Origin of the sequence: Enterococcus malodoratus ATCC 43197 (genome assembly GCF_000407185.1) — a bacterium.
In the GTDB taxonomy this organism is placed as follows: domain Bacteria; phylum Bacillota; class Bacilli; order Lactobacillales; family Enterococcaceae; genus Enterococcus_A; species Enterococcus_A malodoratus.
The window spans coordinates 981,112-993,801 of record NZ_KE136481.1 but is presented as its reverse complement, the minus strand read 5'-3'; the positions used below and the strand labels follow the sequence as shown (position 1 = coordinate 993,801).

At 39.7% G+C, this 12,690-nt stretch carries 12 protein-coding genes; 9 read left to right on the top strand and 3 right to left on the bottom strand.

What is annotated here, in order from left to right; all coding sequences use genetic code 11:
• The first annotated feature begins 100 nt into the window (after positions 1–100).
• Genes I585_RS04920 through I585_RS04905 form a run of 4 tightly spaced genes read left to right on the top strand, consistent with a single transcriptional unit; the run spans position 101 to position 3,956 of the window.
• On the top strand, positions 101–2,047 hold the full coding sequence (locus tag I585_RS04920) for a BglG family transcription antiterminator (protein WP_010739936.1): 1,947 nt from the start codon (positions 101–103) through the stop codon (positions 2,045–2,047).
• A 4-nt stretch (positions 2,048–2,051) separates the two neighbouring features.
• Positions 2,052–2,513 carry a PTS sugar transporter subunit IIA gene (locus tag I585_RS04915; protein WP_010739935.1) on the top strand — a complete coding sequence of 154 codons (462 nt, stop codon included), beginning with the start codon at positions 2,052–2,054 and terminating at the stop codon, positions 2,511–2,513.
• Between the two features lie 28 nt (positions 2,514–2,541).
• Entirely contained in the window at positions 2,542–2,853 is a 312-nt protein-coding gene (locus I585_RS04910; RefSeq protein ID WP_010739934.1) for a PTS fructose-like transporter subunit IIB, read from the top strand.
• Positions 2,854–2,864: 11 nt separating this feature from the next.
• Positions 2,865–3,956, top strand: a complete 1,092-nt coding sequence (locus I585_RS04905; RefSeq protein ID WP_010739933.1) for a PTS fructose transporter subunit EIIC — start codon at positions 2,865–2,867, stop codon at positions 3,954–3,956.
• Between the two features lie 35 nt (positions 3,957–3,991).
• Here I585_RS04905 and I585_RS04900 read toward each other — a convergent pair whose 3' ends face one another.
• Positions 3,992–4,750: a DeoR/GlpR family DNA-binding transcription regulator gene (locus tag I585_RS04900; protein ID WP_010739932.1), complete on the bottom strand. Its 759-nt coding sequence runs from the start codon at positions 4,748–4,750 to the stop codon at positions 3,992–3,994.
• A gap of 175 nt (positions 4,751–4,925) precedes the next feature.
• Between I585_RS04900 and I585_RS04895 the strand changes: the two genes are divergently transcribed.
• The 5 genes from I585_RS04895 to I585_RS04875 all read left to right on the top strand — a co-directional run bounded on the left by I585_RS04895 (position 4,926) and on the right by I585_RS04875 (position 11,007).
• A complete protein-coding gene (locus tag I585_RS04895; protein ID WP_010739931.1) occupies positions 4,926–7,274 on the top strand; it encodes a formate C-acetyltransferase in 2,349 nt (782 codons plus the stop codon).
• A gap of 14 nt (positions 7,275–7,288) precedes the next feature.
• Positions 7,289–8,071 (top strand): glycyl-radical enzyme activating protein, encoded by a 783-nt coding sequence (locus I585_RS04890; protein ID WP_010739930.1) that lies wholly within the window; start codon positions 7,289–7,291, stop codon positions 8,069–8,071.
• Positions 8,072–8,331: 260 nt separating this feature from the next.
• Positions 8,332–9,399 (top strand): dual-specificity RNA methyltransferase RlmN, encoded by a 1,068-nt coding sequence (gene rlmN, locus I585_RS04885; RefSeq protein ID WP_010739929.1) that lies wholly within the window; start codon positions 8,332–8,334, stop codon positions 9,397–9,399.
• Between the two features lie 329 nt (positions 9,400–9,728).
• Entirely contained in the window at positions 9,729–10,544 is an 816-nt protein-coding gene (locus I585_RS04880) for a hypothetical protein (RefSeq protein ID WP_010739928.1), read from the top strand.
• Between the two features lie 46 nt (positions 10,545–10,590).
• Positions 10,591–11,007, top strand: coding sequence for a hypothetical protein (locus I585_RS04875; RefSeq protein ID WP_010739927.1), 417 nt, complete (start codon positions 10,591–10,593; stop codon positions 11,005–11,007).
• Positions 11,008–11,031: 24 nt separating this feature from the next.
• On the opposite strand, the gene I585_RS04870 is transcribed toward I585_RS04875, so the two are convergent.
• Together I585_RS04870 and I585_RS04865 are read right to left on the bottom strand one after the other, a co-directional pair.
• A complete protein-coding gene (locus tag I585_RS04870) occupies positions 11,032–11,511 on the bottom strand; it encodes a DUF2798 domain-containing protein (RefSeq protein WP_010739926.1) in 480 nt (159 codons plus the stop codon).
• A 285-nt stretch (positions 11,512–11,796) separates the two neighbouring features.
• Positions 11,797–12,627, bottom strand: coding sequence for an NUDIX hydrolase (locus tag I585_RS04865; protein ID WP_016249937.1), 831 nt, complete (start codon positions 12,625–12,627; stop codon positions 11,797–11,799).
• Between the last annotated feature and the right edge of the window lie 63 nt (positions 12,628–12,690).

Below are 12,690 nucleotides of genomic sequence, written 5' to 3'. Positions count from 1 at the left end.
TTTCAACATTAATGTGTAACTTTCATGTGTTATACAATAGAAAAAACCTGTGCTATCTTTTTGTTAGATTGATAAGCGCTTACAATTGGAGGAATAAAAAATGAAAGGATTGAATCCACGGCAGAAAAAATTGATCCATTTACTTGTTCAGAATGAAAACTATATGCCAGTCTCCTTTTATTCCCAGCAGTTAGAAAAATCGAGTCGAACGATTTATTCTGACCTAGAAAAAATTCAAGTTTTATTAGCCGATGAATCACTTGTTTTAGAAAAGAAACCACGAATCGGCATTCAATTAAGAGGATCGGTTGAAGAAAAAATGCGATTTCTGGAAAGAATCACGGGGAGTTTGACAGAGATTGTCATTGGAACACAGGAGCGGCAATGGCAGATCGCCAAACGTTTAATGATTGATGATGAGGTAGTGACGCAACAAATGCTGGGACAGCAATTCCATGTGAGTCCAAGTTCAATTGCGAATGATTTGGAAAAGATCAGTGAGAATTATCGCATCAGACTGACAGCCTCGAAACGTGGAACAAAACGTATCGGCAATGAGGAAGAAATACAGAATGGTCTCTTTCGTTTTTGTGAAGACTATTTGGAGGCTCGCGGGATTGACACAGAACAGCTCTTTCATGAGGAAGCACAAAAAATTTTACTTGAGTTGTTTCCGCAACAATTAGTGGAAATAATTGTTGAACAGGTTGAAGACTTGAAAAGGCAAAACGACTTTCTGCTTCCAGAACAATATGTTAAATCATTGCTTATTCGCTTACTTGTTTTCTGTTTCCGTTTAACGAAGAACGGACATATTGAAGAAAAAGAATTTCTATTTGATCAAATCAAAATGATCGACACCTATTTGATCGCTAATGAGCTGCTTGAGCATGTCGCTTCAAAAATGGTTTGTCACTATGACGAAGAAGATATTTCTTACGTGAATCGGCAATTGGTCGGTTACGGTGTCAAACCTAACACCAAAGAACGAAGCAATTACGAAAAGTACGCAACGACTATTCAAAAGATTTTAAAAAATATGAGTGAAATCATGCAGGTTGATTTTCTGGCTGATCAGCAATTAACGGAGCGGTTCGCTAGTCATTTTATCCCAATGATCTATCGTTTGAAAATGGGCATTGCCATTACGAATCCTCTGGTTGAAGAAATCCGGAGTCAATATGCCATTACTTTTAGTGCGACGTGGTATGCGTTAGCTAACGTGGAAGGCAAATTGGGTGTTCATTTCAATGATGAGGAAGTGGCGCTGGTAGCCATGTATTTCCAGGTGTCACTGGAGAAAAGTAAAAATGGAAAGAAAATTTTGATTGTTTGTCCCAATGGAATTGGCACTTCAGAATTAATCTTCAATAAGATCAAACGTATCCTGCCAGCACAAGATATCGCTGAGATCACAACTATCGATAAACTTTACAAGAAAAATTTGGACAATGTAGACTTGATCATTTCTTCTATTCGACTGAACGATGTCCACAAACCGATTATCAAAGTCTCGACATTGGTTACGCAAGAAGATATCAAAAATATTACTACGCTTTACTCGAACTTATTCTATTCAGAAGAGTCGGATGAAACGGAAAAGTTGGACTTTCCATTTTTAAAAGAAGTGATTGATCTAGAGTTCATTCACACACAAAAGTGTTTTTCGGATAAACAAACTTGTTTAGATTGGATGATCACTCATTTGGAGAGCCAGCGGATAGTTACTAATGCTTTCCGTAAAGAAGTTTTTGATCGCGAAGAAATTGGGGAGACAGCACTGGCAACAGGGGTAGCTATTCCTCATGCCGCGCCCCAAAATGTTTTGCAGACGAAAATCTCGATTGTTACTTTGGCTGATCCGATTGTTTGGGATCAACGGAAGGTTCATTATGTCTTGCTGATGTGTATCGCAAAGAGTGATCGTAAACTTGTGCGTGGTGTAATCACTGATATTCATAAAATTGTTCAATCTGAAAAACAGTTAAATCGCTTCTTTGCTAAAAGGGCGGCAGAAGAAATTTATAACGATATTACTAGGAGGTAGAGGAATGGAAATAATCAGTGAAGAATTAATCGATTTAGCAATAGATGCTGATTCCAAAATGACGGCTATCAATGTTTTGGCCGATCGAATCAATCAAGCCGGACGGTTGCATGATCATGCCGGTTATATCGAGAGCGTGGTAGAACGAGAGAATTTGACAACAACAGGGATCGGTTTCGGAATTGCGATTCCCCACGGAAAAAGTGCTCATGTCAAAGAAACGACAGTGGCTTTTGGCCGCTTAAAAAATAAAGTTGATTGGCAAAGTTTAGATGGGGAAAATGTTGGTTTAGTCTTTTTACTAGCAGTACCAGAAGAGTGCCAAGGAGATCAGCACTTGAGAATTATTGCGGGATTATCTAGAAAATTAGTTCATCAAGAATTTCGAGATACATTGCAGCAAGCTTCAAGTGATCAAGAAATCGTCAATTTGTTAAATGATAGTTTAGCGGGTGTCGTTGCTTAGGAAGTAATTTAAAAAGGAGAGATTATTTATGAAATTAGTCGCTGTAACAGCTTGTCCGTCTGGGGTAGCCCATACATATCTTGCTGCGGAAAGTTTAGCCGTCGCTGCTAAAAAGAATGAGGTAGAGATCAGTGTCGAAACGCAAGGATCAATTGGAATTGAAAATGAATTGACTATGGATCAGATTAATAGTGCGGATGCGGTGATTTTAACCAATAACATCGGAATCAAAAATGAAGAACGCTTCAAAGGCAAACCGGTTGTTCGTGTAAGTGCTGGAGACTGCATTAATAAGGGAGAAGCGATCGTCAAAAAAATCCAACAGAAATTGGCGAAATAGGAGGAATCGGGATGATTGAGTTATTAAAAGATACAAGAAAAAATATGATGACGGGTGTTTCATATATGATTCCTTTCGTCGTTGCAGGCGGGATTTTATTGGCATTAAGTGTTTTGCTTTCAGGAAATGCTTCTGTGCCGGATAAAGGCTGGTTAGCAGATATTGCCAATATTGGAATTACTGGTCTGGGGATGATGGTACCAATTCTATCTGGTTATATCGCGTTTTCAATGGTTGATCGACCGGGACTTGCACCTGGAATTATCGGCGGGTTGATTGCGAGTAATATCGGTGCAGGGTTTTTAGGAGGAATTTTATCAGGGATCGTAGCTGGGGTTGTCGTTTTCTATTTAAAGAAAATCAAATTGCCTTCAAGCTTACGGTCACTCGGTCCAATTTTCATCATTCCTTTGTTTGGAACATTGATCGTGGGTGTTTTGATGTATGGAGTGATTGGGCAGCCGATTGCCGCATTGATGACTGCGTTAACGAAATGGTTAGAGTCAATGGGGACAGGAAACCTAGTCGTACTTGGACTGGTATTAGGTGCGATGATCGCTTCTGATATGGGAGGCCCCATCAATAAAGTGGCCTTTAGCTTTGGTTCCGCAATGGTTGGAACAATCAATCCTGCGACCGGCTTACCTAGTGCTACTGCTTTAACGATTATGGCAGGGATTGGCGCAGCGATATGTATCCCGCCGCTTGCGATGGGATTGGCGACAATTGTTGCACCGAAAAAATTCACCGTTGAAGAAAGAAATTCGGGAAAAGCCGCGATCGTCATGGGATTAGTAGGAATTTCAGAAGGAGCGATTCCCTTTGCAGCAGCGGATCCATTACGTTGTATTCCGGCTAATATGATCGGCAGTGCAATCGGTGCGGCGATAGCGATGGTGTTAGGTGCAGGAAATCCAGCGCCGTGGGGCGGTTGGATCGTTGCTCCGGTAGCACAAAATCCACTAGTCTATATTCTCGGCACAGTGGTCGGTTCAGTCATTACGGCCGGAATTGTGATCGCGTTGAAAAAACCAATCGCTGATGAGGATGTTCAAGCAGTTGCTCTTGATGATGACTTTGATTTAGACATTGAAATTATGTAGTAAAAAAATGTGTCGAGTGTATTCGGCACATTTTTTTAGACCAAAATTAGTTTTGCATATGCGCTGATCATTCGCTCATAATCGAGCGGCAGACCTTTGCTGGTGATCACTACGTCGATTTCTGACCAAGGAGCCACTTGTACGAGTGAGGTTTTTTCAAATTTCGTTTGATCCAGCAATACGATTTTTTTAGTAGATTTTTTCAGCATTCGTCGTTTGGCTTCGGCGTCGATCAAAGAAGATGTACAAAAGCCTTTGCGATTTTTTACACCGCTGGAACCAAAAAAGCATAGGTCAAAATGAATATCGGGAAGAATTTCATTTCCGCTGTTGCGAAAAGCCATATCAGCAGGAGAGTATTCACCGCCAAAACAAAAGAGCTTATGATGTCCATTTGCGAGTTGCGTGATGGCCGCGAGCGAACCGGTAAAAATTTGTTTTTCTTTTAAGGGCAAGATTTTTTTTGCTAAAAGCGCTAGTGTACTGCCTTGATCTAAGCCAATCGAATAATCTTCATTCGTAATGAGAGCCAAAGCTGCTTGTGTGATCCGATCCTTTTCAGGAAATTGCGTGGTCCGTTGAAAGACGGGTGCCAACTCTTTTTCCTTTACTAAGGTCGCTTTGCCATGCTGCTTTTTCAAAACGCCTTCTTTGGCAAGATACGTTAAGTCTTTGCGAATAGTTTCGTCGGAGACTTGAAATGTTTTCACTAAATTGCTGACTTTGAGTTCATTTTGCTGATATAAAAGTTCGGTAATTTCTTTGCGGCGTTGAGCGATTTCGACAGCCTTCATGCAGAGCCCTCCTTTTTAACAACCGTAGCATGAGATTCCAACAAAAACAATTCAAAACTTGGGAAAAAGTGAGCAAATCCAACTTTTTGATTGTATTTCAAAGAATCGTATAGTTTCAAACGTAAAAAATTTCTATACTAAAAATGAAAAGAAGAGATCGAGAGGAGCAAAGGAAATGGGAACAGGAGTAATTAACCAAGAGAAGAATATTGCAAACGTGGTAGTTAAAGGAACTCCGCGTATTCAAATGATGAAGGATCATTTATTTAAAGAAAAGCGTCAAATTTCACTAGAACGTGCATTACTTTACACTGAAAGTTATCGTCAAACGGAAGGGGAACCAACGATCCTGAGACGAGCAAAAGCGGTAGCACATATTTTAGCAAATATAGAAATCAGTATTCGTGAGGGCGAGCTGCTGGTAGGAAATCGAACCGTTCGTCCGCGATCGGGGATTCTTTCACCTGAGATGGACCCGTATTGGATTATGCAGGAGATCGATACGATCGCTACACGACCGCAGGATCAATTTGAATTTACCGAAGCTGACAAAAAGGTTTATCGTGAAGAATTATATCCCTATTGGGAAAAGCGTTCGATGAAGGATTTTATCAATAGCGAATTGACAGATGAGGTGAAAATAGCCTTAAAGGATGACGTTTTTAAATTGAACCAAACCGATAAGGGACAAGGACATATCATTATGGATTTTCCTGGGATATTATCCCAAGGTATTGGAAGCTATCTGGATCGCTTGAATGAAAAAATAGTTGCAGAGCCGGAGAACAACTTTTATCAAGCAGGAAAAATAATGTTTGCTGCGATGCGAGATCATTTTTTACGCTATGGAGAATTGGCAGAAGAGATGAGTAAAAATGAAGGTGAACGATTACGGCAACAAGAACTGCAAACAATTGCGAAAATATGTCGCAAGCTGAGTACAGAAAAACCTACAACCTTTTATGAGGCGCTGCAATTATTGTGGATGACCAGTATTGTTGGGCAATATGAATCGAACGCTTCTTCGCTGTCTTTAGGACGAATGGATCAATATTTATATCCATTTTATGAGGCATCTCTGCAATCAGGCACTGAAAAAGATTTTCTATACGAAGTACTGGGTGACTTTTATATCAAGACAAATGATGTGGTTCTTTTACGTTCCGAGAGCAGTGCTAAGTGTTTTGCGGGCTTTCCAACTGGTTACACGGTTGTTTTAGGTGGACTGGATGAATTAGGTCATACAGCAGTCAATCCTTTATCGTTTACCATGTTAGAGCTTTATCATGAAATATTATTGCCGCAGCCTAACTTATCAGTCAGAATGAATGAATTGATCCCAAGACGCTTCTTGTTAAAAACAGTTGAAACGATTCGTCTAGGAACGGGAATTCCACAATTATTCAACGATGAAGTTTGCGTACCCGCCTTTTTAAGTAAAGGAGTATCGCTCGATGATGCACGCGATTACGCAACAGTCGGCTGTGTGGAGACCTCGATTCCCGGAAAAACATATGGGTTGCACGACATCGCGCTTTTCAACTTATTGCGAATCATGGAGCTGAGTATGTATGAGTTAAGGAATAAACAGGACTTAACTTATAATCAACTGGTAGAAACGATCGAAGAAAAAATCGATTATTATGTGGAGCTGGTGGTCAAAGGATCGAACATTGTTGATTTGGGGCATCGACATTATGCCCCGACGCCATTTTTATCCGTCTTGATTGATGACTGTTTGGAAAATGGGAAAGATGTTACCGAGGGTGGTGCGCGTTATAACTTTTCTGGGGTACAAGGAATCGGTGAAGCCAACTTAAGCGATTCAATGTATGTCATAAAAAAAATGATCTTCGAAAATAAAGAAATGAGCTTTGGCTACTTGGTAGATGCATTGGAGTCAAACTTTACGGGTGAATATGCTGATCTACAAAATCATGTGATCCAAGATTTTGAGAAATTTGGTAACGATGATGAAGAGCTCGATATTATCGCAGCAAAATTATTTAGACACTATGCCAAAGAATTAGAAAAATATGAAAATGTTCGAGGCGGTCAATTCATTCCTGGAGCTTATACGGTTTCAGCCCACATTCCTTTAGGTGAGGCAGTCGGTGCAACACCTGATGGACGTAAGGCACAAGAACAATTAGCGGATGGCGGATTATCACCAATGGTTGGTCGTGATCACTTAGGGCCAACGGCGGTGTTAAAATCTGTCAGCAAATTGGATAATTACCTAACTGTAAATGGCAGCTTATTGAATCTGAAGTTTCAGCCGAACACGTTAAAAGGGCAGCAGGGATTAAATAAATTCGCCGACTTCTTGCTGGCGTTTACTAAATTAAAAATTCAGCATGTCCAATTCAATGTACAATCGAAAGAAACCTTATTAGCGGCGCAAAAACATCCAGAGAAATATTCAGGATTATTGGTTCGAGTGGCCGGGTACAGTGCTTTCTTCGTTGATTTGAATAAACAAATTCAAGACGATATCATCGCGCGTGTTGAACATCAATTGTAGGATGAGGGATAAAAATGGATCAAGGATTGGTTTTTAATATTCAACGCTATTCTGTTCATGATGGCGGCGGCATTCGGACATTGATTTTTTTGAAAGGTTGTCCGCTACGCTGTCCATGGTGTTCAAATCCTGAGTCGCGAAAAAAAGTCGAACCGGCTAAATGGAAAAAGAATGGAAAGACGGAGACAATCGGAGAGTGGCGTTCAATTGATGAGTTGTTAGATGAAGTGTTGAAGGACGAAATCTTTTATCGTACCTCTGGCGGCGGAGTGACTTTATCCGGCGGAGAAGTCTTGATGCAAGCAGAATTTGCCGGCGAATTTTTACAGGAATTGAAAGTTCTCGGGATTCATACGGCTATTGAGACGACTGGGTGTTTTCCAGTTGAACGATTAAAAAAAATCACTCCTTACGTTGACCAAGTACTATTCGATTTAAAAATCATTGATCGCTCTGAGGCAAAAAGAGTTATCGGACTAGCTCCTGAAACGGTTCGAGAAAACTTTGACTATTTGTTGACGCAAGAACAAGTTCAAGTGATTCCGCGAATTCCATTGATTCCTGACTATACGACTAATGAAAGAAATATCCAACAGCTGATTGATTTTATCGCTGAACGGCAAATCAAAGAGGTGCACTTGCTGCCATTCCATCAATATGGCAGCAGTAAATATGACTATCTTGGTTGGGAATATGCGATGCAAGGGGTATCGACGTTAACTCAGGCTGAAGTAGCTGTGCTTAAGGAAAAATTCGAAACAGCAGGAATCAGTGCAAATGTTGATGGATTAGAGTGAGAGGCCATGCGTCTCTCATTTTTTTAGTTTTACTGTAACATAGCTTGTGAAATCATTTCTTTTTTTCAAAGTTGATTGTTTTCTCCTTGTGAATCGGTTATAGTATGTAACGAATGTTGCCAGATTTCTTCATGTTTTAAAATAATTGGAAAAATGGTAGGCGTACGAAGAGAAATATTTAAATTTCTGATTTTATTATTAAGCTGGCCATCTGCAAGAATAAGTCAGCACTTCGGTATAATGTAGTAGGAGGTAACACCTTGGAAAAACCCTCGATTTATGGTTTAAGAAGAGAAGAATTGGTTGAATGGTTTCTAGAACACGGAGAAAAAAAATTCCGTGCAACACAAGTTTGGGAATGGCTTTACCGCAGCCGTGTGACCGAATTTGCCGAAATGAGCAATCTTTCAAAACAAACAATTTCTCTGTTAGAAGAAAATTTTATTATCAATCCATTGAAGCAACTAGTGGTGCAAGAGGCCAGTGATGGGACGGTCAAATATCTTTTTGAATTACCCGATCATTTGATGATCGAAACAGTTTTGATGCGCCAAGAATATGGCTTGTCGGTCTGTGTAACTACCCAAGTCGGTTGTAATATCGGCTGTACATTCTGTGCATCAGGTTTGCTGAAAAAGCAACGTGATTTGACTGCTGGCGAAATCGTCGCTCAAATTATGCTGGTGCAGCATTATTTTGATGAACGCGGCGAAGAGGAACGTGTTTCCCATGTTGTTGTTATGGGGATTGGCGAACCGTTCGATAATTATAATAACGTGATGAACTTTCTTCACGTCATCAATGATGATAAAGGAATGGCGATCGGAGCCCGTCATATTACAGTTTCAACAAGTGGTTTAGTTCCAAAAATCAAGAAATTCGCGGAAAATGGCTTGCAAGTAAACTTGGCGATTTCATTGCATGCACCAAATAATGAAGTTCGTTCATCAATCATGCGAATCAACCGCAGCTTCCCAATCGAGAAATTGATGGAAGCCGTAGACTATTATATAGAAGAAACCAATCGTCGAGTGACCTTTGAATATATTATGCTGTCCAATGTGAATGATCGTCCAGATCATGCGCAGCAATTGGCAGACTTGATGAAGAATAAGAAGAAATTGGTTTACGTGAACTTGATTCCGTATAATCCAGTCAGTGAACACGATCAATATTCTCGCAGCAGTAAAGCGGATGTCTTGCGTTTTTACGATGTCTTGAAAAAGAATGGCATCAATTGCGTGATTCGAAAAGAACACGGCACAGATATCGATGCCGCTTGCGGACAATTACGCAGTAAACAAATGAAGAAAGTCGCAGCAAAATAAACATCTAACTCTCTCAATTATTGAGAGAGTTTTTTTGTCAGTCCAACTTTTCGCAGTTTAATCAATTATGAGAGCTAATAAATAGTTTATTCCAATTAATGCTACAAGCCGTTTAGTTGGATGATATGCGTGGCGAAAATCAGTATCATTTTTATGGGTTTTGAAAAATGATATCTTTAAAACGAGTTAGCAGTCGGTCCAACTTTTAACAGTTGCGTATATAAATGGGAACGTAATCTTTTATTGAAGAATACAAATACGAAAATACGTTCCCTAGTTTCACCTAGCTGTGATACACTTAAAAGAAAGTGCATTCAAGGAGAAAAGAGATGAACAAAGCAGACATTCAAACTATTTTAGATCATCGTTATGATCAAGGCTGGGATTATTGGACGACAGAAGACAAACGATTAGGAAAGGGGGCACCTTTTTCTTGTTTAGAATCTGCGGAGTATTTATTGGAATTGGGAATGGACCCGCAAGAGGAGATATTGCAAAAGGTTGCAGAGCTTTTGTGGGAATGCTGGCGAGAGCCGGGGGAGTTCAAACTTTATCCCAAAGGAGCCGTTTTTCCTTGCCAGACAATTCCGGCAGCCACTCTTTTAGTTCGTCTAGGGCATGGGGATGATCCGCGAATGAAACAGACTATGGAGCATTTATTGGCGACTCGTTACGAGGATGGCGGCTGGTGGTGCAAGAAATTCTATTTTGGAAAAGGGCCAGAAACGGAATTCTCTAATCCGTTACCAACATTGAATGCATTAGAATTATTTCGCCGAACAAATTTTGTTGAAGAATCAGAACTAGATGAGGCTGTGGAATTCTTATTGAACCATTGGGAAACTAAATTGCCGATCGGTCCCTGTCATTATGGGATTGGAACATTATTCATGCAGGTGGAATATCCATTCCGCGGGTATGATTTATTCTATTATCTTTATGTATTGTCCTTCTATGAAAAAGCGCGGAATGATCCGCGTTTTATGGAGGCCTTTGGAGCCTTAATGGAAAAAACGGTTGAGGATAAGGTCATTGTAGAACGAGTAGTTCCTAAATTGCGTAAATTGAGTTTTTGCAAAAAAGATCAAGTCAGTGACTTGGCTACTGATCGCTATCAGGAAATTGTCGCTAATCTGGCAAAATAAAATTTAGCTTTGTTTTTTTACGTATCTTTTTTAAAGGAGGTATGTGATGAAATTAATCGAGATCAAAAGAGAGTATGAGCTGAATCAAAACACCTTTTATGGTTGGTTAAAAGAAAATCAAATAATCGTCAAAGAAATGACTGGGTACGTCATCGGTCCAAATGCGCTTGAGGGAATGGAGACCAAGACAAATCGCCGTGTAACCGAAGATGGCGAGGTTCTGATCACGACTCAAGTTGTGATTGATAATCAAAAAATTCCTCAGCTTATAGAACAGTATGAAAAATCAGGATTGCCTAGATTATTTTCTTCTCAAAGTCAGAAGAATGGGACAAAAAGAAATTCTAACAATGAATCGGCGGAACACCTCGAAAAGAGAATTGATATTTTGGAAAAGCAAGTATACATTTTTACAGAACAATTAAGTACATTTATAAAACAAAGCACCCGAGAACACGAGTAAACGTGTTTTCGGGTGCTTTTTGTCTTATGCTAGAATTGTTCCTACTGGAAAGATTCTTCTGAACACTTTTCGAACTAACGGTCCAGCGATTAATAATTGGAAGGGAAGAGCCATCACGACATTTTTTAGGATATTTACACCCCAAAGAATGAATAGCTGATCCCATTCTTGAGTATGACTTAACACTTCGACCGCGCCGTAAAGTGACATGAAGAAGACCATCGGTAAAACCATACAGCTTGAAACGGTAAGAATTTTACGTAAAGGACTAGCAAATGTCGGTAACAATTTGAAGGCTACTTTTTTCGCTGTAGTCGAAACAACAAACCAGTCTAAAATCAACGCACAACAATATCCCAAAGGCAAACCGAGCCAGGCTGTCTTAAAAACTTCCAATGAAAAGGTTCCAGCGTGTAAATAAATATTGTACAAACTCATCCAGAACACCATCACGAAACACATCATTATCGTATAAACAAAACTTTCTCTCTTATTACTTGGCATAAAGATCCTCCTATTTTTGAATACAATCAACTCCTATTAAAATACTCAATTTGGTTGTTAGGATGTGTATCATTACTGCTAAACATCCTGATCTTGAATAAACATAGGGATTAAAGTATTCATCTCATAATTTGATAAACTGCAAAAAAGCAGAACGAACAAAAAAAGTGGCAATCGTATAACTCGCTACGATGGCCACTTTGGGAATCTTCACTGCGTTATGGAAAGTCTTTTTTCGCTTTTTCCATTATATACAGATTTTTCCATTTCATGTAAGTAAAATTTTTATTTTTTTTCACCAATTTCATCTTTTAGACGATAAATTTTTGATGGACGGCCAATTCCGACAGGACGTTCGCCGATTTCATCAAAGTATTGCAGCATGGCTTTCTTGAAATTAGAATGATCGACTGTTTTAAAATCGACACCCAGGAACTTCGCAAAAACTTTACGAGCTTCCGTAATGGTAAATTCTTCACCTAAGACTTGTAAAATTAATGGTTCATGATCCATTTTATTGACGACTCGATTGAAAGCCTTGCGGATAATTTCATTATGGTCAAAGGCCAAAGTATCCTTACCGATCGACTTACCAGTTTCTAAATCGATCTCAATGGAGATATCATCATCACTTGTTAGATAGATGGTTTCGCCGTGACGCTCCATGTTGAACCAGCGAGCATCTTGTGTGTCATCACCAGCTGTCGGCGGTACTTGTCCAATAAATGCCAGATAACTGACAGTGATTACCCAGCCACGAGGGTCACGATTTGGCGAGCTGAAAGTATGGAGCTGCTCAACATTTTTTCTTCCAATATCTAAGCCGGTTTCTTCGGCAGTTTCACGTCGAACGCTGTCATTTGTCGACTCATTTCGCTCAACAAATCCACCAGGCAATGCCCATGAATTGCGATAGGGATTTCCCCGACGCTGGATAAGTAGAATTTTTAACTGATCTTCTTCTTTGTTATAGCCCATAATGACAATGTCGACGGTGACAGAAGGCTTATCATATTCCGGATGATCCTGTTCTTTATACCAAGCGACGAATTCTGTTTCATCTGCTTCGTGTTCATAATAATCTTTCTCTGCTTCTTTAGAGGCAAATTTTTTCATGCATTGTTCACCCATTTTCTTATAAGTATTCGCTACTTTATTGTAGCATGAATAATAAAAAAA